Source organism: Nonomuraea typhae (genome assembly GCF_009760925.1).
Taxonomy (GTDB): Bacteria; Actinomycetota; Actinomycetes; order Streptosporangiales; family Streptosporangiaceae; genus Nonomuraea; species Nonomuraea typhae.
Genome location: NZ_VRLV01000007.1, coordinates 442,720 through 463,312, shown reverse-complemented (window position 1 = coordinate 463,312; position 20,593 = coordinate 442,720). Strand labels below are relative to the sequence as shown.

17 protein-coding genes are annotated in these 20,593 nt (G+C 69.5%); 5 read left to right on the top strand and 12 right to left on the bottom strand.

Translation table 11 applies throughout. The features are described from left to right. Positions 1-229: 229 nt before the first annotated feature. Entirely contained in the window at positions 230-1,648 is a 1,419-nt protein-coding gene (locus FVE25_RS28075) for an aminobutyraldehyde dehydrogenase (protein WP_281367905.1), read from the bottom strand. A gap of 25 nt (positions 1,649-1,673) precedes the next feature. After that, positions 1,674-2,948, bottom strand: a complete 1,275-nt coding sequence (locus FVE25_RS28070) for a glycosyltransferase (RefSeq protein WP_157250064.1) — start codon at positions 2,946-2,948, stop codon at positions 1,674-1,676. Positions 2,949-3,065: 117 nt separating this feature from the next. Here FVE25_RS28070 and FVE25_RS28065 point away from each other — a divergent pair, with 117 nt between their 5' ends. After that, positions 3,066-3,671: a TetR/AcrR family transcriptional regulator gene (locus FVE25_RS28065; RefSeq protein ID WP_246267542.1), complete on the top strand. Its 606-nt coding sequence runs from the start codon at positions 3,066-3,068 to the stop codon at positions 3,669-3,671. Here FVE25_RS28065 and FVE25_RS28060 read toward each other — a convergent pair. The 4 genes from FVE25_RS28060 to FVE25_RS28045 all read right to left on the bottom strand — a co-directional run bounded on the left by FVE25_RS28060 (position 3,665) and on the right by FVE25_RS28045 (position 7,525). After that, positions 3,665-4,705 (bottom strand): ABC transporter ATP-binding protein, encoded by a 1,041-nt coding sequence (locus FVE25_RS28060; RefSeq protein ID WP_157250062.1) that lies wholly within the window; start codon positions 4,703-4,705, stop codon positions 3,665-3,667. The genes FVE25_RS28065 and FVE25_RS28060 overlap by 7 nt on opposite strands. Then, positions 4,692-5,471 carry an ABC transporter permease gene (locus tag FVE25_RS28055; RefSeq protein ID WP_157250061.1) on the bottom strand — a complete coding sequence of 260 codons (780 nt, stop codon included), beginning with the start codon at positions 5,469-5,471 and terminating at the stop codon, positions 4,692-4,694. The genes FVE25_RS28060 and FVE25_RS28055 overlap by 14 nt, the downstream gene beginning before the upstream one ends. Then, a complete protein-coding gene (locus FVE25_RS28050; RefSeq protein WP_246267541.1) occupies positions 5,464-6,249 on the bottom strand; it encodes an ABC transporter permease in 786 nt (261 codons plus the stop codon). The genes FVE25_RS28055 and FVE25_RS28050 overlap by 8 nt, the downstream gene beginning before the upstream one ends. A gap of 142 nt (positions 6,250-6,391) precedes the next feature. Beyond that, on the bottom strand, positions 6,392-7,525 hold the full coding sequence (locus FVE25_RS28045; RefSeq protein ID WP_181019733.1) for a polyamine ABC transporter substrate-binding protein: 1,134 nt from the start codon (positions 7,523-7,525) through the stop codon (positions 6,392-6,394). A 175-nt stretch (positions 7,526-7,700) separates the two neighbouring features. On the opposite strand from FVE25_RS28045, the gene FVE25_RS28040 reads away from it, so the two are divergent. Continuing rightward, positions 7,701-8,864 (top strand): phosphotransferase, encoded by a 1,164-nt coding sequence (locus FVE25_RS28040; protein WP_219825665.1) that lies wholly within the window; start codon positions 7,701-7,703, stop codon positions 8,862-8,864. Then, complete coding sequence (locus FVE25_RS28035; protein WP_157250058.1) at positions 8,861-9,823, top strand: SIS domain-containing protein; 963 nt, start codon at positions 8,861-8,863, stop codon at positions 9,821-9,823. Before FVE25_RS28040 ends, FVE25_RS28035 begins: the two co-directional genes overlap by 4 nt. Here the strand turns inward: FVE25_RS28035 and FVE25_RS28030 are convergent. From FVE25_RS28030 to FVE25_RS28005, 6 genes are all read right to left on the bottom strand, one after another. Then, positions 9,810-10,286 (bottom strand): nucleoside deaminase, encoded by a 477-nt coding sequence (locus FVE25_RS28030; protein ID WP_157250057.1) that lies wholly within the window; start codon positions 10,284-10,286, stop codon positions 9,810-9,812. The genes FVE25_RS28035 and FVE25_RS28030 overlap by 14 nt on opposite strands. Positions 10,287-10,401: 115 nt before the next feature. Then, positions 10,402-12,030 (bottom strand): choline dehydrogenase, encoded by a 1,629-nt coding sequence (betA, locus tag FVE25_RS28025; RefSeq protein WP_157250056.1) that lies wholly within the window; start codon positions 12,028-12,030, stop codon positions 10,402-10,404. After that, the gene (locus tag FVE25_RS28020; protein ID WP_157250055.1) at positions 12,027-12,962 is read right to left on the bottom strand and encodes an ABC transporter substrate-binding protein; all 936 of its coding nucleotides are present in this window, start codon (positions 12,960-12,962) and stop codon (positions 12,027-12,029) included. Before FVE25_RS28020 ends, betA begins: the two co-directional genes overlap by 4 nt. A gap of 49 nt (positions 12,963-13,011) precedes the next feature. Then, positions 13,012-13,995 carry an ABC transporter substrate-binding protein gene (locus FVE25_RS28015; protein ID WP_157250054.1) on the bottom strand — a complete coding sequence of 328 codons (984 nt, stop codon included), beginning with the start codon at positions 13,993-13,995 and terminating at the stop codon, positions 13,012-13,014. Further along, positions 13,992-15,905 carry an ABC transporter permease gene (locus tag FVE25_RS28010; RefSeq protein ID WP_157250053.1) on the bottom strand — a complete coding sequence of 638 codons (1,914 nt, stop codon included), beginning with the start codon at positions 15,903-15,905 and terminating at the stop codon, positions 13,992-13,994. The genes FVE25_RS28015 and FVE25_RS28010 overlap by 4 nt, the downstream gene beginning before the upstream one ends. Further along, positions 15,902-16,960: a quaternary amine ABC transporter ATP-binding protein gene (locus FVE25_RS28005; protein ID WP_157250052.1), complete on the bottom strand. Its 1,059-nt coding sequence runs from the start codon at positions 16,958-16,960 to the stop codon at positions 15,902-15,904. The genes FVE25_RS28010 and FVE25_RS28005 overlap by 4 nt, the downstream gene beginning before the upstream one ends. A 345-nt stretch (positions 16,961-17,305) precedes the next feature. Here FVE25_RS28005 and FVE25_RS28000 point away from each other — a divergent pair, with 345 nt between their 5' ends. Further along, positions 17,306-20,170 (top strand): sensor histidine kinase, encoded by a 2,865-nt coding sequence (locus FVE25_RS28000; protein ID WP_157250051.1) that lies wholly within the window; start codon positions 17,306-17,308, stop codon positions 20,168-20,170. Further along, a complete protein-coding gene (locus FVE25_RS27995; protein WP_157250050.1) occupies positions 20,167-20,589 on the top strand; it encodes a roadblock/LC7 domain-containing protein in 423 nt (140 codons plus the stop codon). The genes FVE25_RS28000 and FVE25_RS27995 overlap by 4 nt, the downstream gene beginning before the upstream one ends. The last annotated feature ends 4 nt before the right edge of the window (positions 20,590-20,593 follow it).

Genomic DNA, 20,593 nt, shown 5'->3' with positions numbered 1-20,593 from the left:
CGGAACCTTCCGCCTGTGTACTCCCCTGGCGTCGCGTGCCTGGGGTTTTCGGTCCTCACTGACTCTCGCAACCTCTCGCGCTACGTGCTCGAAAATCTGACACGCGTGCGGCGCATGGGATTCCGCGGGCGTGGGTAATTGGAACACAACCCTGACCAGATCGGCCAACCGTGCATTTCCCATCAAACACGACCAAACGTGTCATTTCGGTCGGTTTCGCCACTAGCTTTCAGGCCGGCCGGAACGAATCACGCTCGGCCGGGGCGGCATGTTTGATCATCAGATGGCGGGTCACCGAGTACTCCTGAACCGCCTCCTGGCTCATGTCCTTGCCGAAGCCGCTGCCCTTGACGCCGCCGTGCGGCGCCTCACTGGCGATGGGCAGGTGGTCGTTTACCCAGGTCACGCCCACATCCAGGCGATGAGACACCCGCATGGCCCGCGCCACGTCCCTCGACCAGACCGAGGAGGCCAGGCCGTACCTGGTGTCGTTGGCCAGCCGTACCGCCTCCTCTTCGTCCTCAAACGGAAGGACAACTAGGACCGGACCGAAAAGTTCACCCTGCACGATTTCGCTGTCCTGCGCCACACCCGTCACGAGCGTCGGCGGGTAGTAGAAGCCCGGGCCGTCGATCGGGGCGCCGCCGTGCACGACCGTGCCGCCCGCCCTGGTGACGAAGCCGTGCACCCGCTCGCGATGGGCGGCCGAGACCAGCGGCCCGATGTCCGTGCCCGCGTCCCAGGGGTCGCCTACGGTGATCTTGGCGAGGGTCGCCCGCAGGGCCTCCACCGCGTCGTCGAAGGCCGTCCTGGCGACGTACACGCGCGTGGCGGCGGTGCAGTCCTGGCCGGTGTTGTACGTGGCGCCCATGGCCACCCCGTGCGCCGCCGCCTCCAGGTCGGCGTCCTCGAACACCAGCGCCGGCGCCTTGCCGCCCAGCTCCAGGTGCACGCGCTTCAGCGTCCTGGCCGCGCCGGTCATCACCGCTCTGCCGGTCTCGGTGGAGCCGGTCACGCTGACCATGTCCACGCCCGGGTCGGTGACCAGCGCCTCGCCCACGGCCGCGTCGCCCAGCACGACCTGCACCAGCCCCTCCGGCGCGCCCGCCGCGGCGAACAACTCTGCCAGGCGCAGCGTGGAGCGGGGGGTGTGCGGCGCGGGCTTGATGACGACCGCGTTGCCCGCCGCCACCGCGGGCCCGACCTTCCAGACGGCCATGATGAACGGGAAGTTCCACGGCGCGATCGACCCGACCACCCCGACCGGGCGGCGCAGCATCACCGAGGTGTAGCCGGCGCTGAAGACGCCCGCCCCCGAGCCGTCCAGCGAGCGCGCGGCGCCGGCGAAGAAGCGCAGGTTGTCGACGGCGAAGGGCAGCTCACCGTCGCGGAAGACCGCGGCCGGCTTGCCCGTCTCCTCGACCTCCAGCCGCGTCAGCTCCTCGGCGTCGGCCTCCACCAGGTCGGCCAGGCGCAGCAGCAGCCGCGCCCGCTCGGCCGGCGTGGTCTGCGACCACTCCGCGAAGGCCGCCCTGGCCCTGCGTACGGCTGCCGCCACCGCCTCCACCGGAGTGTCGGGGAGGTCGGCGAAGGGTTGCCCGGTGGCCGGGTTGATCAGTTGGCGCATGGGGTTCTTTCCTCGAACGATCCGGTACGGCAGGCCGTACCGGGACTTACTTCAGGCCGAGCTGCTCGATCAGGTCGGCGGCCTTGCGCAGGCCGTCGCGCTGGCGGATCTCCTCACCGGTGGCGGCGAGCTCGGCCCGCAGCTCCGTGTCGCCGAGCAGGCGCTCGACGGCGCCCTTCAGCTCCTCGTCGGTGAAGGTGTAGGTGGACAGGCGCACGCCGTAGCCGAGCTCGTCCACGCGCTGGGCGTTGTCGTACTGGTCCCAGAACAGCGGCAGCACGATCATCGGCTTGCCGAAGTGCATCGACTCGACCGTGGTGTTGTTGCCGCCGTGGGTGATGACCAGGTCGCAGAGCGGAATGATCTGCGTCTGGGGCAGGAACTCCGCGCCGTACATGTTGCCGGCCAGCTTGATCTCCTCGTGCAGCGGGCCCTTGGAGACGATGTACTGGTGCGGGGTGGTGCCCAGCACGTCGATGACGCGCTGCATGAGCGCGACGTCGGAGGAGCCGAGCGAGCCCAGCGAGAAGTAGATCAGCGAACCCTCGCCGCGCTCGAAGGGCAGTTCGAAGGCGTCCTCGGTCTCACGCACCGAGGAGTCCAGGCGGTGCCAGGTGGGGCCGAGCGGGCGGGCGTTGGTGTAGTCCAGCACCTCGGGGTAGACGTAGAGGTTCAGGTCGCCCTCGTGGATGAAGTCGAGGTCGGGCAGCGGACGGGTGCCCTGCTCGACGCTCCACTCGTTGAAGGCGGCCCAGATCTCCCGGTGGGTGCGGTCGTACTCGGCGCGGAAGGCGTCCCACTCGGCGCGGTCGTCGGCGGGCAGGCCGGAGAAGACCGGGGCGATGTCCGCGCCGCGCGCCTCCAGCGGGTTGCACGAGACGATGCGGACGAACTTCTTGCCGCTGGTCAGCAGAGCCGGGAAGGTGATCACGTTGTCCTCGACGATGACGTCGGGATTCACGCGCTCGATGATGGCCTTGAGCTGCGGCTCGCAGTACTTGACGCCGTCGATCAGGGAGTCCCAGATCGGCTTGATGACGGTCTCGAGCTGCGCGAGAGTGGTCTTGCGGTACTCCGGCGCGGTGTCGCGGATGAAGTCCTTCCAGAACTGGCCTGGATCCTGCTCCTCGGCGTCGTCGGCCGGAGGCGCGAGGTCCACCAGGTCCTCCTCGAAGCCGAGCGCCTCGAGCTTGCCCTTCCAGGACGCCTCGGCGGCGAAGACGACCCGGTGGCCGCGGCGGCGGAGAATGTCGCCGATGCCGATGCTGTTGTTCGTCGGCCCGTACGCGCTCTCGGGCATGAACAGGATGGTGAGAGCCATGTGGTCACTCCGGGGACATCAAAACTGAATGGGAATTCAAAACTTATCTAGCGCGAAGGTCAACTTCACGGCAATATGGTGACGAATTTCCTGAACTGTCGCGTAACGGGGGTGGGCGTGGCCCAGCGAAAGAGCCGCACGGACCGAAGACTCGATCTGATCGAGGCGGCGCGCAGAGCCATCATCCGGCATGGCGTCGACGGAGTGCAGCTCTCGCACGTGGCGGAGGAGGCCGGTCTGACCTCCGGAGCCGTGCTCTACCACTACCCCGACCTGGCCGAACTGCTCGTCGAGGCCCAGCACGCGGGCATGGAGCGCTTCTACGAACAGCGCCTGCGGCAGATCGCCACCGTCACCGACCCGGTCGAGAAACTGGTCATGACGATCCGCTCCGGGCTGCCGACCGGGCCGCTCGACCCGGACGTGCGCCTGCTCAACGAGCTCGGCGGGGCCGCCGGGCGCAACCGCATGTACGGCGTCCTGCTGACCTCGCTGTACGACCGCCAGGTGTCGATGTACCAGTCGATCCTGGACACCGGGGCCGCGCTCGGCGTGTTCAGGCTGACCGCGGACGCGCTGACGATCTCCCGCAACCTGGTGGCGCTGGAGGACGCCTACGGCTACCGCATCACCGCCCGCCATCCGGTGATCGGACCGGCGGAGGCGGTGGAGCTGATCCTGTCCTACGCCCGCTCGGCGACGGGCAACGACCTCACTCATTGACCTATGGGGAGCAGGACGGCGTCCCGCTCCCCCCACTGGAGGCCGACCTTGGCGCCCGCGCTCACCGTGCCGGCGCCCTGGACGGCCACGAGCACCGGCTTGGCCAGACCGGGCACCTCGACCGAGATGTGGGAGACGCCGCCGTAGAAGCTGACGTCCAGCACGCTCCCGGTCAGAGTGCCCTCCTCGGTCAGGCCGACCTTCTCGGGCCGTACCGCCAGCAGCGCCCTGGTCCCCTCCGGCAGCTCCGCCACGGCGGTGCCGCGCAGGGTGCCGAAGTTCTCGGTGCGCAGGTCTCCGGAGGCGCCGGCCGTACCCTCGAACAGGTTGTTGGCGCCGACGAAGTCGGCCACGAAGCGGGACCGGGGCCGCTCGTAGAGCTCGACCGGGCGGTCCACCTGGCGGACCTGGCCGCTGTCGAAGACCGCGATGCGGTCGGCCAGCGACATGGCCTCCTCCTGGTCGTGGGTGACGACCACGAAGGTGATGCCGACCTCGTGCTGGAGCCTCTTGAGCTCCAGCTGCATGTCCGCGCGGACCTTCTTGTCCAGGGCCGACAGCGGCTCGTCGAGCAGCAGCAGGCGGGGCCGCTTGACGATCGCCCTGGCCAGGGCGACGCGCTGGCGCTGGCCGCCGGACAGCTGCTGCGGCCTCCTGCCGGCCTGCGCCGAAAGCCCGACCGTCTCCAGCACCTCGCCGACGCGCTCCTTGACCTCGGCGCGCGGCAGCTTCTCCCGCTCCAGGCCGTAGGCGACGTTCTTGGCGACGGTCATGTGCGGGAACAGCGCGTACGACTGGAACATCAGGTTGATGGGCCGCTTGTTCGGCGCCAGCGAGAGCAGGTCCTTGCCGTCCAGCGTGACCGAGCCCGCGTCCGGCGCCTCGAACCCGGCCAGGATGCGCAACAGCGTCGTCTTGCCGCAGCCGGACGGGCCGAGCAGCGCGAAGAACTCGCCCTGGCCGATCTCCAGTGAGACCTTGTCCAGCGCGGTCACCTCGCCGAACCTGCGGGTGACGCCGTCAATCTTGAGCACGGGCTTCCCCGATCTTGGTCAGACGCTGCCCGGCGATCACCGCGGTGAAGCTCACCAGCAGCAGGATCGAGGCCAGCGCGTTGATCTCCGGGGTCACCCCGAATCGGATCATTGAGTAGATGACGATCGGCAGCGTCGGGTCGGCGTTGCCGATCGTGAAGAAGGCGATGACGAACTCGTCCAGCGAGAGCGTGAACGCCAGCAGGGCGCCGGCGATGATGCCCGGCGTGAGCTGCGGCAGCGTGACCTTCATGAACGTGGTCAGAGGGCCCGCGCCGAGATCCCGGCTGGCCTCCTCCAGCGAGGTGTCGGCGCCGGTCAGGCGGGTGCGCACGACCGCGGCCACGAACGCCATCGAGAAGACCGCGTGCGACAGGATCACCGAGTGGATGCCGAGCGTCTGCCTGAGCGTGAGGAAGAGCATCAGCAGGCCGATCGCGAGCACCAGGTCCGGCAGTACGGCGGGCATCAGGGCCACCGCGTCCAGGATCCTGGAGCGCGTGTGGCGGGCCAGGCCGACGGCCAGCAGGGTGCCGAGCACGGTGGCGATCGCGGTCGAGCCCAGGGCCACGATCAACGTGTTGACCAGGCCGTTCAGGACCCGCTCGTCGCCAGCGAGCGCGCCGTACCACTTGAGGCTGAAGCCCTCGAAGGTGTAGGCGGACTCGCCGGAGTTGAACGACATCGCGACCAGCACGGCGATGGGCAGGTACAGGAAGACGATCGTCGCCCAGAACGGGATGTGCAGCAGCTTCGACCTACGCACGGCGGGCCGCCCAGGACTGGATCATCAGCAGCACGATGAGCACCGCGATCAGGGCCAGCGCCAGCGTCGAGCCGAAGGGCCAGTCGCGCGCCTTGAGGAACTCGGTGCGGATCAGGTTGCCGACCATGATGGACTTGCCGCCGCCGAGCATCTCCGGGATGACGAAGTTGCCGAAGCTGGGCACGAACACGAACATGCAGCCGGTCAGCACGCCGGGGACGGTCAGCGGGAGCGTCACCTTGCGGAAGGTGGTGAAGGCGGAGGCGCCCAGGTTGGCCGACGCCTCGCGCAGCTGCGGGTCCAGCCTCTCGATCGTCGCGTACAGCGGCAGCACCATCAGCGGCAGGTAGGAGTAGAGCAGCCCGGTCACCACCGTGCCGTCCTTGTAGAGCAGTTCCAGCTCGGTGCCGAGGACGGAGTTCACGATGCCGGGGCCGCTGAGCAGCATGATCCAGGCGTAGACGCGGATGATGAAGTTCGTCCAGAACGGCAGCACGATCGCCACCAGCGCGATCGTCTTCCAGGTGCGGGGCAGCTGGGCGATGAAGTACGCCGTGGGGTAGCCGATCAGCAGCGCGATCAGCGTGGTGATACCGGCGATCTTGAGGGAGTTGAGCACGACGCCCAGGTAGAGCGGGTCGATCAGCCGGACGAAGTTCTCGGTGGTGAACTCGTAGACGATGCCGCCGAACCGCCCACGCTGGAAGACCGTGAAGCTGAGCACCAGCGCGAGCGGGACCAGCAGCAGGACGATCAGGTACGCCAGCCCCGGGGACAAAAAGGCGAAAGCGAGTCCAATGGAGCGCCCGCTTCGGCCTCCGTTGACTCGTTCCTCGCTCTCTCCGGCCGAGCTCCTGCGCGCGAAGAACCGGCGCCCTTTCACGGGCGCCGGCCGGGCTTTGGTCTGGCTCTTCACGTGCCTACTTCGCCGTGACCTCGGTCGACAGGCGGGTGAACTTGGTGGACGCCTCACCAAGGTCGCGGATCGACTCGCCGTTGAGCAGCTCGGCGGGCTTGATGCCGAGGAGGGAGCCCTCCGGCACCTTCACCTTGTCCATGGCGGCCTTGTTCGGAACCTTGTAGTTGATGTTCTCGGCGGCCCAGCTGTGGATCTCGGGGTCGAGGATGTAGTTGATCAGGGCGTGCGCGGCCTCCTTGTTCTTGGAGGACTTCATGATCACCATGGTGTCCACCCAGAGGTCGCTGCCCTCCTTCGGCACGACGAACTTGATGTTCTTCTTCTCGCTGGTGGTGGGGCACCAGCCGTCCCACGCCTCGACCATGAGGGCCTCGCCCGAGGTGAGCTTGTCGCCGAACGTGGTGTCGTCGTAGCCGAGCAGCTGCGGCTTGGCGGCCATCAGCAGCTCCTTGACCTTGGTGATCTCCTCGTCCTTGTCGGTGTTGACCGAGAACCCGAGGGCCTTGAGCGCGGGCAGGGCCAGCCAGCGCTCGGTGGTCATCATGGTGACCTTCTTCTGCGCCCAGTCGGCCGGCTTGAGGATGTCGTACCAGCTCGTCGGCGGCGTCTTCACCAGGTCGGTGCGGTAGCAGATGCCCGTGGTGCCCCAGGTGTAGGGCACGGAGTACTTGTTGCCCTTGTCGTAGGAGAGCTGGGTGGCCTCGGGGTAGAGGTTGCTCAGGTTCGGGATCAGCTCGGGGTGGATGGGCTCCAGCAGCCCCTGCTCCCACAGCGCCTGGGCGTACTGTCCCGACACGAACGCCACGTCGATGCCGCTGTCGCCACCGCCGGGGGGCGCGAGCTTGCCCATCGCCGTCTCGTTGGTGTCGTGCAGGTTGATCTTGATGTTGGAGATCTTGAGCTTTTCCTTGGCCTTCTCCGGCAGCTCCTTGGGCGTGTAACCGTCCCAGACCGTCACCTGCAGCGACTGCTTGGACAGGTCGGCGTTGGCGTTGAGCTGAGCCGCGCTGGCAGTGGGCGCAGCCTGGGCGCTGGTGCTGGTCGACCCACCACCGCCGCACGCCGCTGCGGCGAGCGCGAGGCCGGCAACCGCGACGGTGGCCGGAAGACGACGGGTGAACCGGGTACGGAACACGGTCGCAACTCCTTCAGGAATTCGGGGGACAGGTCGCGCGACCATCCAGGCACGGCAGACCAGGAGAGGAGTGTTGCAGTAGAAATCAACATGAGCAAGACTTTTCCGGACATTGTCACCTGGAAGTTTGGTCTGGCTGTTGAACTCGGATTCAATATGGGAGCGCTTGCTCTCTGTGGGTGAGAATCCCCTTACCGAACGGGACCGCGGTCTCACCGCCGCGCTCGTGCCCGCACTGGCCTCCGAGCCGCCCGCACCCTTCCGCGTGCGCCGCTTCCAACCGCTGCCCACTCTCTCGTACGGCGAGGCCGATCAGCACATCGGGGGGCCGGTAGAGCGCGGGTTCGGCGACCACGTGGACCAGACGAACCACTCCGTCGTGGTGGCCGAGAAGGTGGTCGTGAAGTGGATGACACCACCCGTGCCCCTGCCGCATCCGACGCCCACGATCTTCGCTCACCTCGTTGATGCCGGATTCAACGACACCGCTCCTCCTTACGCCGCCCTGACACGCTCCGACGGCGAGTCGGAGCTCCTACTTGCGCTGGTCACGGGGTATTTGCCCGATGCCACGGACGGGTGGGAGTGGTGTGTGGACGCGTGTTCGAATGGCGACATCACCTTCGCCGCCGCCCTCGGCCGCCTGGCGGCCAACCTCCACAAGGCCCTCGCCACCCTCCCCCCCGAACCACCCCAGACCACCCCGCCCCCCAGCCAGGCGCCCCTCCCGCCCGGCCACACCTCTGGCCAGGGCGGCTCTTCATCCGGGCCGGCGGCAGGTTCGGGCGGGCTGCTGGAGCGGGCGCGGGCCGCGCTGGAGGAGGCACTGGACCTGACCGGCGGCGCCGACGGGGCCTGGCTGGCCTCCCGGGCCGGCCGGATGCGGGACGAGCTGGCGCCGCTGGCCGGGGCTGCCGCGGGGCCGCGCATCCGGATCCACGGCGACCTCCACGTGGGCCAGATCCTGCGGTGGCGCGACGGTTACGCGGTCATCGACTTCGACGGCAACCCCACGGTCGCCGACGCCACGCCGTACCAGCCGCCCGCCCGCGACGTCGCCCAGCTCACCACGAGCCTGGAGCACGTCGCCCAGGTGGCGATCAGGCGCCGTGGCACCCCGCCCGCCGACGCCGCCGCCTGGGCCGCCAGAGCGCGAGCCGAGATGCTCGACGCCTACACCGGCGCCTGCGACCTGCTCGACGCGAGCCTGATCCGCCCCTTCGAGGTGGAGCAGGAGTGCCGCGAGCTCATCTACGCCGCCCGCCACCTGCCGCGCTGGCGCTACGCCCCCATGGGCGTCCTGCACACCTGGTACGAGAAAGACGAGGACCCGACGTGAACCCCGAGCTGTTCCTGGCCGACCTGGAGGCCAAGCCGCAGGCGCTGGCCGAGCTGGCGGAGTCGCTGGCCGACGACCCGTTCGCGGCCGTGCCCGACGACGTGCGGCGGGTGGTGTTCCTGGGCATGGGCAGTTCCCGGTACGCCGCGGGTGTGGCGGCGCTGCGGCTGCGGGCGGCCGGGGTGGACGCGGTGGCCGAGTACGCCTCGGCCCGGGCGTCGTACCCGGCGGCGCCGGGGACGCTGGTGGTGCCCATCTCGGCCACCGGCGGCAGCCGCGAGACCCTGGACGCCGTCGAGCGGTACCGGGGCAGGTCCGGGTTCGTGGCGGCGCTGACGAACGTGCCGGGGTCCAAGGTGACCGAGGGCGCGGACCTGGTCGTCGACATGCTCGCGGGCGAGGAGCGGGGCGGCGTGGCCTGCCGTACCTTCCAGCACACGCTCGCGCTCCTGCTGGCGCTGGAGGCGCGGCTGAGCGGCGGGCACCGCGGCGTGGCCCAGCTGGTCTGGCAGGCGGCCGAGGCCACCGCCGACCTGCTGGACCGCCGCGAGCAGTGGCTGCCCCGCGCCATCGAGCTCCTGGACGGGCCGCACGGCGTCTACACGATCGCCCCGGCCGAGCATCTGTCGTCGGCCGAGCAGTCGGCGCTGATGTTCCGCGAAGGCCCGCGGCGGCCCGCCGACGCCTGTGAGACCGGCGACTGGTCGCACGTGGACGTGTACCTGACCAAGACGCTCGACTACCGCGCCATCCTGTTCCCGGGCTCGGCCTACGACGCCCAGGCGATGGACTGGGCCGGGCAGCGCGGCTCCACGATCCTCGCGGTCGGCGCGGACCTTCCGGGGGCGGCGGGGACGATCCGGTACGCCCACGACGACCGGCCCGACGTCGCCCTCCTCACGGAGACGCTGGTCGCCGAGCTGGTCGCCGCCCACTGGTGGTCGGCTACCGCTGCCTGAACCGGCGGCGGTGCAGCTCCCTGACCTCCTCGGTGAGCTCGGGCGCGGGGCCGTCCACCACGGCCCCCGGCACCACCGCCCGGATGGACAGCGGGGCCACGGCCGAGGCGGGCACCCCCAGCTCGGTCAACCACGCGCTCAGCTGCTCGGACGAGGCGGCGTACACGATCCGCCCCAGCCCCACCCAGCCGTGCGCGGCGGCGCACATCGGGCAGTGCTCGCCCGAGGTGTACACGGTGGCCGCCGCCCGCTCCCCCGGCGTCAGGTTGGCCGCCGCCCAGCGGGCGATCTCGAACTCCGGATGCCGCGTCCCGTCACCGCCGGCCACGTGGTTGTGATCCTCGAACACCACCTCCCCCGCGGCCGACACCAGCACGGACCCGAAGGGTTCATCCCCCTTCTCCAGCGCCTCGGCCGCCAACTCCACACATCGCCGCAGGTAGGTCAGATCCTTGTCATCCATCCCCCCACCCTGCCACCCTTCCGAGCCCGCCTCGGGGAACCCGGTCCCCTCGGGACGGACGCCTGAGGTGCCCCGGGGGCTCCGGGCAGCCCCTGACCACCCCTCCCGAGGCGGGTCAGGGGGTGTGCCGGTAGAACGGGGTGGGGATCGGGTCCAGGGGGGTGTTGCCGAGGATCAGGTCGGCCGACTTCTCGGCCAGCATCATGACCGGCGCGTAGATGTTGCCGTTCGTCACGTACGGCATGGCCGAGGCGTCCACCACGCGCAGCCCGTCGAGCCCGTGCACGCGCATGGTCTCCGGATCCAGGACCGACAGGTCGTCCGTCCCCATCCGGGCGGTGCACGAGGGATGGAGGGCGGTCTCGCCGTCCTTGCGGACCCAGTCGAGGATCTGCTCGTCGGTCTCCACCGACGGCCCGGGTGAGATCTCGCCGCCGTCGAGCCCGTCCCAGGCGGGCTGGGCCAGGATGGCGCGGGCGTGGCGGATGGCCTCGACCCATTCGCGGCGGTCCTGCTCGGTGGAGAGGTAGTTGAAGCGCAGCTCCGGCTTGATCCGGGCGTCGGGCGAGGAGATGCGCACCGAGCCGCGGGCGTCGGAGTACATGGGCCCGATGTGCACCTGGTAGCCGTGCCCGCCCGCCGGCGCGGAGCCGTCGTAGCGGACGGCGATCGGCAGGAAGTGGAACATCAGGTTGGGGTAGGCCACGTCGTCGTTGGAGCGGATGAAGCCGCCGGCCTCGAAGTGGTTGGTGGCGCCGGGTCCGCCGCGCAGGAACAGCCAATTGGCGCCGATGAACGGGCGGCGCCACATGGCCAGCGACGGCTGCTGGGAGACCGGTCGCAGGCAGGCGTGCTGCACGTAGACCTCCAGGTGGTCCTGGAGGTTGGCGCCGACGCCGGGCAGGTCGTGCACGACGGGTACGCCGACGCGCTCCAGCAGGTCCTTCGGGCCGACGCCGGAGACCTGGAGCAGCTGCGGGGTGTTGATCGCGCCGCCGCACAGGATGACCTCCTTGGCGTCCACGCGCCTGCCGTCGCAGATCACCCCGACGGCCCTGGTGCCCTCGAAGACGACCTTCTCGACGAAGGCCCGGGTGCGCACGGTCAGGTTGGGGCGGTGCCGTACCGGATGGAGGTAGGCGCGGGCGGCGCTGAGGCGGCGGCCGCGGTGGAGGTTGCGGTCGAAGGCGGCGAAGCCTTCCTGCCGGTAGCCGTTGACGTCGTCGGTGAGCGGGTGGCCGGCCTGCTGGACCGCGGCGAAGAACGCCTCGAACAGCGGCCCCCGGGCCGGGCCGCGTTCGAGCGTGAGGGGGCCGTGGCCGCCGCGCCACTCGTCCTCGGGGGCGGCCAGGCAGGTCTCCATCTTCTTGAAGTACGGCAGGCAGTGGGCGTAGTCCCAGGACTTCATGCCGGGGTCGGCGGCCCAGCGCTCGTAGTCCAGCGGGTTGCCACGCTGGAAGATCATGCCGTTGATGCTGCTGGAGCCGCCGAGCACCTTGCCGCGGGCGTGGTAGACGCGCCGGTCGTTCATGTGGGGCTCGGGCTCGGACTCGTACTTCCAGTCGTAGAAGCGGCTGCCGATGGGGAACATGAGCGCCGCCGGCATGTGGATGAACACGTCCCACGGATAGTCGGGGCGCCCGGCCTCGAGCACCAGCACCCGGGTCGACGGGTCCGCGCTCAGCCGGTTGGCCAGCGCGCACCCCGCCGATCCGCCACCCACGATGACGTAGTCGTAGCTCACCTGGGGATCCAGTCCTTCCACACGATCTTGTTCTCGTCCACCCACTTCTTGGCGGCCTGCTCGGCGGTCATCCCCTCGTTGACCATGTCGCTGGCGACCTTGTTCTGGTGGTCGTTGGTCCAGTTGAAGTTGCGGACCAGCTCGTAGGCCCGGCCGCCGGTCTTGGCGAACTGGGCGCCGACGATCTTGTCGAGCAGGTACGGCGGGTAGTCGCAGGCCACCGCCTTGGTGTCGGTGTCACATCCGATGGCGTACGCGGGGAGGTTGATCTTGACGAGCTTGATCTTGGTGAACAGCCACTGGGGTTCGTAGAAATACATCAGCAGCGGCTTCTTCTTGACGGTCGCCTCCTGGGCGGCCTTGATGAGCGCGTCCTCACTGCCGGAGTAGACGACCTTGAAATTCAGGCCGAGGTTGCTGATGATCGCCTCGTCGTTGGTGACGAACGTGGGATCACCCGCCAGGAACTGTCCGACATTTCCAGACTTGGCGGTCTTGAAGAGCGCGGCATACTTGTTCAGATTTCGATAGTTCGTGATGTCTGGATATTTCCTGACCATCCACTCAGGGACATACCATCCGATCACCCCTTTGTTCCCCGTCAAACCCGCGGGAAGCGCCGCCTTCTTCTCCTCGATCCACTCCTTCTTCTCCGCCGGATGGCCCCAATTCTCGACGATCACGTCCACCTTGCCGGCGGCGAAATCGGGCCACGACTTGTCTTCGGTGATCTTGCGCGTCTGCACCTTGTAACCGAGCTCGTTCTCCAGCAGGTACGCCATCACGGCCGCGGTCGCCTCGTAGCCGACCCAGCCGTGAACGTCGATCTTGACGGTGCCCTGCGAGCCCGGCGCGGCCTTGGGCTCCTCGGCGGTGCAGGCGGACAGCAGCAGGACCGCGACCAGCAGCCCCGCGATCGGTTTGACAGTCATCACAGGTCCTCGTGGCCGCGACCCCGGAAGGGCCGCGGCCTGACGGGGGTCACTTGGGAATCCAGGCCTGCCACTTGGCGCTGTTGGCCACGATCCACTTCTTGGCCGCCTCCTCACCCGACATGCCGTTGTTGGTCATGTCGTCGGCGACGGCGTTCTGGTCCTCGTTCGTCCAGGTGAAGTTCTTGACCAGCTCGTATGCCTTGCCGCCGCTCGTCGCGAACTTCGTGCTGACGATCTTGTCGAGGTCCATCTCGGCGTAGTCGCAGGCCACCTTCTTGGCGTCGGCGTCGCAGCCCTCGGTGTACGCGGGCAGGTTCACCCGGGCCAGCTCGGTCTTGCTGAAGAGCCAGTGCGGGTCCCAGAAGTAGAACAGCAGCGGCTTCTTCTGCTCCTGCGCCTGCTGCGCGCCCTTGATCAGCGCCGCCTCGGAGCCGCCGGTGACGACCTTGAGGTTGAGCTTGAGGTTCTTGATCAGGGCGTCCTCGTTGGAGACGTACGACGGGTCGCCGAACAGCAGCTGGCCCTTGTCACCCGACTCGGAGGTCTTGAACAGGCCGGCGTACTTGTTCAGGTTCTTGTAGTCGGTGATGCCCGGGTACTTGTCCACCATCCACTTGGGGATGTACCAGCCGATGACGCCCTTGTTGCCGGTCGAGCCGGCGGCCTGGGCCACCTTCTTCTCGTCGATGTACTGCTTCTTGAGGTCCGGGTGGCCCCAGTTCTCGATGATGACGTCGACGTCGCCGGTCTCGAAGCCCTCCCAGGCGAGCTGCTCCTTGATCTCGGGCATCTCCACGGTGTAGCCGAGCTCGTTCTTCAGCAGGTAGGCCACCACGTTGGCGCTGGCCTCGTAGCCCACCCACGGATTGATCGCGATCTTCACGGTGCCGCCGCCGGACGCGGGCGCGGCGGCGCTCTCCGAGCCTTTCGGCGCAGCGACCTTGCCGGTCGTGTCTTCCACCTTGGCGCCCCCGCAGCCCGCGGCGGCCATGCCAAGCACGAGAAGGCCTGCGAGCAGGCGAATCTTCATGTCAGCTTCCTCTGTTGGGGGGACGGGCGCCTGTCCGCGCCCTGCGTGATCCGGTCGAGCATGATGCCGAGCAGCACGATGGCCACGCCCGCGGCGAAGCCCATGCCGAAGTCCGTGCGCTGGGAGAATCCGGAGACGACGTCGTAGCCGAGCGCGCCACCCCCGACCATGGCGCCGAGCACCACCATGGCCAGCGTCATCACGATGCCCTGGTTGGCGGCGAGAAGGATGGACCTGCGCGCCATCGGCAGCTGGACCTTGCGCAGGAGCTGCCCGGGCGTGGAGCCGGCCGACAGCGCCGCCTCCACCGCGGTCGGTGCCACCCCGCGCAGCCCCTCCTCCACCAGCCGCACCACCGGCGGCACCGCGTAGATCACCGAGGCGAAGATCGCGGTGAAGCGGGTGGCGCCGAACAGCGCCAGCGCCGGGAGCAGGTAGACGAAGGAGGGCATCGTCTGGGCGGCGTCGAGCAGCGGGCGCTGGACGGCGGAGTACCGGTCGGAGCGGGCGGCGGCGATGCCCAGCAGCAGGCCGAGGGCCAGGGTGACGGCCACCGCGACGACGACCATGGTCAGCGTCTGCATGCTGTGCTCCCACAGGCCCAGAAGGGCGACCGCCAGCAGGCAGCCGAGGGCCGTCAGCGCCGGCCGTACGCCGCTCGACCACCAGGCGAGGGCGAGCACGGCGGCGGCGACCAGCCACCAGGGGGCGGTGGTGAGCAGGCCGTCGAGCGGGTTCAGCAGCAGGACGGTGGTGAGCTCCTTGAGGGCGTCGGTCACCGGGTACCAGGTGCGCTCGGCCCAGCGGACCGCCGCGTTCACCGGGCCGCCGATCTGCAGTACCAGCCCGGCGGGGAAGGCGGGCGGCAGCACGAACGTCAGCACGAGGCCCGCGGCGGCCAGGACGGCGGCGGCGGCCAGCCGGAGCCGGTCGAACCCGGCGTGCAGGCGGCGCCGGGCGGCGGCCATCGTGGTGCGGTCGAGCACGACGGCCATGACCACGATGGCCAGGCCCGCCGGGAGCATGATGCCGACGTTCTCCCTGGACAGGCCCTTGATGATGGCGGAGCCGAGTCCGGGGGCGGCGATCAGGTTGGCGATGACGACCATCGACAGGGCCATCATGATCGTCTGGTTGACCGCGAGGGTCATGGTCGAGCGCGCCAGCGGCAGCCGTACCTTGAGCAGGGTCTGCCAGCGGGTGGCGCCGAGGGAGTCCGACGCCTCGACGGCGGTGGGCGAGACCTGCTCGATCGCCAGCGCGGTGATGCGGATCGCGGGCGGGATGGCGTAGATGATCGTGGCCGCGGCGCCCGCCGGGGCGCCGATCTGGAAGAACAGCACCATCGGCGCCAGGTAGGCGAACGTCGGCATGATCTGCATGTAGTCCAGCACCGGCGTGATCGCCTTGCGCACCCGCGGGGAGCGGCCCGCCCAGATGCCCAGCGGGAGCCCGATCAGCAGCGACAGCAGCACGGCCGTGGCGACCAGCGCGAGGGTGGAGACGCTGAGGTCCCACACGCCGAGCACGCCGAAGGAGGCGAAGCCCAGCACGCCGAGCAGCCCGATCCGCCAGCCGCCCGCCAGCCAGCCGAGCGCGCCCGTGACGCCGATCAGCCCGGGCCAGCCGAGCGCGCGCAGCACGGTGTCGAAGCTCTGGAAGACGCCGTCGATGAACAGCCGGATGTAGTTGACGAAGTAGAGGAAGACCGGGCTGGCGTTCTTGTTGTCGTCCACCCACTCGCGCGCCTCGGTGAGCGCGGTGAACGGCGCGGCCTCGTCGTCGTGCGGGAGCGTTCCCACTCCGCGGAAGACCATATAGCCGGCGGCGAACGCGACCACCGCCGCGGCGGGAACGGCCCACCTGGGCACCTTCAGGCGGGGCGGGGTCCTGACCGCGGTCGCGCTCATGTCCCGGCCCGTACGGCAGGCGCGTCGTGCCCGGCCAGGAACGTGAGCAGGTCCACCCGGTCCACGACGCCGGCCAGTTCCTCGCCGTCCACGACCCGGATCGGGCGGGCCGAGCTGGAGGCGACCTCGATCGCGTCCTTGACCAGGGTCGTGGCGGGCAGGGCCGGGCCGTCCAGGGCCTCGCCCGGCTCGGGCGGTCTGCAGATCCAGCGCAGGGTGAGCACGTGGCTGCGCGGCACGTCGCGCACGAAGTCGGCCACGTAGTCGTCGGCCGGGGCGCCCACGAGCTCCTCCGGCGTGCCGAGCTGCACGATCGAGCCGGAGCGCATGATGGCGATGCGCTCGCCCAGCTTGAGCGCCTCGGACAGGTCGTGGGTGATGAAGACCATGGTCTTGCCGACCTCGCGGTGGAGCCTGATCACCTCGGCCTGCATGTCGCGGCGGATGAGCGGGTCCAGGGCGCTGAAGGGCTCGTCGAAGAGCATGACCTCGGGGTCGACGGCGAGGGCGCGGGCCAGGCCGACGCGCTGCTGCATGCCGCCGGAGAGCTGGTCGGGGTAGGCGTCGGCGTAGCCGTCGAGGCCGACGAGGGAGAGGATCTCGCGGGCCCGCGCGTGCCTGGCGGCCTTGGCGGCGCCCTGGATCTCCAGGCCGTAGGCGACGTTGTCGATGACGCGGCGGTGGGGCAGGAGGCCGAAGTGCTGGAAGACCATGCTGACGCGGTGGCGGCGGATCTCCCGCAGGCGGACGGGGCCGGCGGAGCCGATGTCCTCGCCGCCGATGGAGATCTCGCCCTGGCTGGGTTCGATGAGCCGGGTCAGGCAGCGCACGAGCGTGGATTTGCCGCTTCCCGAAAGGCCCATCACCACGAAGACCTCGCCTGGCCGCACCTCGAAGCTCACGTCCCGCACGGCGGCGGTGCAGCCGGTCTTCTCCCGGAGGGCGGGCGCTTCCAGATGCTTGTCTTCACTGTTCAGCACCTTTTTCGCGGCCGATCCGAAGATCTTCCAGAGTCCGTTGACCCGGATGGCCGCGCTCTCGGGAGCAAGCCCCATTTTGCCTCCCGTAGGTAGCTAGGACGGGGGCCAACATATGGGGTTAATAGCGCAAATCACAACGCCGTGACCGTCCAGATACCGGGGCGCTTCCCCGGCGTTACTACCTTGGAACGCGACAAACGCCCTTATCCGGACAAGCTCCCCCTTAAGTTGATATTCCAGGCCGAAAGATGGAGCCCCAGCTTCTCGCCGCGCAAGCCCCAAGACTCGAAACTTCGCGCGTAATGTTCGATTGGCCGCAGTAGTCGGGGTGTGTTCCAATTACCCCCACTTGCTGGATTTCCCCAAGGGCCACACGGTCTTCCAAAATACGCCGATATGGGCGGCGAGAGGTTGAGCTCGGTGAGCACACAGTTGGCTGAAAGGCAGGCAAGAGCCGCCGACGAGGGAGGATGGCGGCTTCGCAACTGGCGGGTCCGGGCGCGGCTGATCTCTTTGATCCTGATCCCGACCGCCGCCGCCGTGCTGCTCGGCGGCATCCAGATGTTCACCTCCACGGGCGCCGCGGCCGACTACGAGCGCACCAACCAGCTCGCCCGGCTGTCCGAGCAACTCGGTGAGCTCACCCATCAGATCGCCCGCGAACGCGCCGTCGCCGCCTGGTTCATCGCCCGCGGCCGCCCGGAGAACGGCGTGGCCGCGCTCAAGAAGCAGATCACCGAGGTCGACAGCGCCGCCGCCACCGTCAGGAACAGCGCCACGGAACTGTCCGGCGAGCTCACCGGGCGCACCGCCGACGCGCTCGGGGCCACCCTCGCCCGGCTCGACGACCTGACCGGCCTGCGCGAACAGACCACCGGGGGCGACCTGCTGGCCGGCCCCGCCATCGACCTCTACACCACGGTCATCGGCGACCTGATCTCCGTCCACGGCGAACTCAGCAAGGGCACCAACGACGACGAGCTGTTCCGCCAGTCCCAGCTGCTGGTCTCCCTCGCCCGCGCCAAGGAAGCCGTCTCACGGCAGCAGGCGCTGATCACCATTGCCCTGCAGGCCGGCCGCTTCGAACAGGAACAGCTCAAGGCCGTCTTCGGCGAGCAGGCCCGCGAGACCAACGAACGCCGGGCCTTCTCCGCCGAGGCCACCGCCGGCGAACGCCGCCTCTTCGACGAGAACGTCAACGGCGCCGGCACCGAGCGCATGTTGTTCCTGCGCGAGCTCGTGCTCAGCCGCGCCGCCAACAACCAGCCGCTCAAGGGCCTCGACCTGGCCAAGAACGACGACGCCCGCGAATGGTTCGAGGCCGGCGGCACGATGGTCGACGCCATGCGCGCCGTCGAACGCCGCCTGGCCGCCGACATCGTCACCCGCTCCGACCAGCTCACCGCCGCCGAGCAGCAACGCGCCTACATCATCGCCGGCGCCGTGCTCGCCCTGCTCATCGCCGTCCTGCTCATCACCACCGGCGTCGCCCGCTCGCTGGTCCGCCCGCTGCGCAGGCTGCGCGGCGAGGCCCTGGAGATCGCCGGGCGCCGCCTGCCCGAGTTCGTCCAGCGGCTGCGCGAGTCCCGCGACGGCGGCGCCGCCGTCGAAGTACCGCCCATCGGCATCTTCTCCAAGGACGAGGTGGGCGAGGTCGCGCGGGCCTTCGACGAGGTACACCGCGAGGCCGTACGGCTGGCCGGCGACGAGGCCCGGCTGCGCTCCAACGTCAACGCCATGTTCGTCAACCTCTCGCGCAGGTCCCAGACGCTCGTCGAACGGCAGCTCACCCTCATCGAACGCCTGGAGCGCGGCGAGCGCGACGACACCCGGCTCGGGGACCTGTTCAAACTCGACCACCTCGCCACCCGCATGCGGCGCAACTCCGAGAACCTCCTGGTCCTGGCCGGACAGGAGGCCGCCCGCAAGTGGAGCGAGCCGGTCGAACTGCTCGACATCGTCCGGGCCGCGCTGGGCGAGGTCGAAAGCTACGACCGCGTCAGCCTCCAGGTGGAGTCGGCCGCGGCCGTCGCCGGGCAGGCGGTCAGCGACGTCGTGCACCTGCTGGCCGAGCTGGTGGAGAACGCCGTCTCGTTCTCCTCGCGGGACACCCAGGTGATCATCAGCAGCAGCCGGATCGACGGCGGCGGGCTCATGGTCTCGGTCACCGACCAGGGCATCGGCATGAGTCAGGAAGAGCTGTCGCAGGCCAACTGGCGCCTGGCCAACCCGCCCGTGGTCGACGTGTCGGTCTCACGGCGCATGGGACTGTTCGTGGTCGGGCGGCTGGCGTTGCGGCACAACATCCGGGTGCAGCTCCGGCGTCAGGACGTCGGCGGGCTGACGGCCATGGTGCTGATCCCCGAAGGGCTGTTGTCGGCCGTGTCCGAGCAGGTGCTGGAGCCGACCGCCGGGCAGTCGTTCGACTCCTTCGACGCCGTGCCGCACGCCTTCGGCTCCGCGGCGCCGTCCTACGGGTCGTCCTTCGACACCGGGGGGAGCACGCCGAACTTCGACGGCGCCGGCCTGCCCGGCTTCGACGGCGGGGCGGGCAGCATGCCGAGCTTCGACGCGGTCCCGGCCGCGTACGACCAGCCGCCGTACAACTCCTCACCGCTCAACCAGCCGCCGTACAACTCCTCACCGCTCGACCAGCCGCCCTTCAACCCGACGCCGCTCGACCAGCCGCCGTCGCCGTACGCCCCGTCATCGCTCGACCAGCCGCCGTCGCCGTACGCCCCGTCATCGCTCGACCAGCCGCCCTTCAACCAGCCGCCGTTCAGCCCGCCGGCCTACGACCCGCCCGCTGAGCAGCCCTCCCCCGCGGCCGGGCCGCCCGCCGTACCAGCTCAGCAGGCGCCGCTCGACGCGCCCGAGGCCGCGCCGCGCTCCTGGTTCGCCGCGGCCACCCCCTCGGCCGAGTTGACCAGCCCCATTCCCAAGGTCGGCGGCGACGAATATCTGCCCATCTTCGCCGCCGTCGAGAGCGAGTCGAGCTGGTTCACCAAGACCGCGCCCACCCCCGACCACCGGGCCGAATGGCAGTCGCCCGCCGACCCCGCGTGGCAGGCGGCCCGCGCGACCGGCGAACCCGAGCACAGCGGCACCACGTCCTCGGGATTGCCGAAACGCACCCCACGCGCGAACCTGGTTCCGGGCTCCGCTGCCCCGGCGGCACCCCCGCCGCCGGCGCCGCCGATCGACTCCGACCGGTTGCGCAGCAGGCTCTCCAGCTACCAGCAGGGCGTCCAAAAGGGACGCAGCGAGCTTGAGGAGAACCCATGAAAAATCTCAGCCAGGCCGCCAGGGATGTGAACTGGCTGGTCAGCGGCTTCGTCGAACAAGTGCCCGGCGTCGCGCACGCGGTGGTCGTCTCCGCCGACGGGCTGCCGATGGCGTTCTCGCGAGGCTTCCCGCAAGACCGCGCCGACCAGCTCGCCGCCATCGCGGCCGGGCTGATCAGCCTCACCGCGGGCGCGGCCCGCGTCTTCGAAGGCGGCGCGGTGAACCAGACGCTGATCGAGATGGACCGCGGGGTCCTGCTCGTCATGGCGATCAGCGACGGGTCGAGCCTGGCCGTGCTGGCCGCGCCCGACTGTGACATGGGCCTTGTCGCCTATCAAATGACCATCTTGGTGGAGCGCGCGGGGCAGGTTCTGACGCCTGCCGTACGAGCGGAGCTCTCCTCTGCGCGCCCCTGGTGATCGG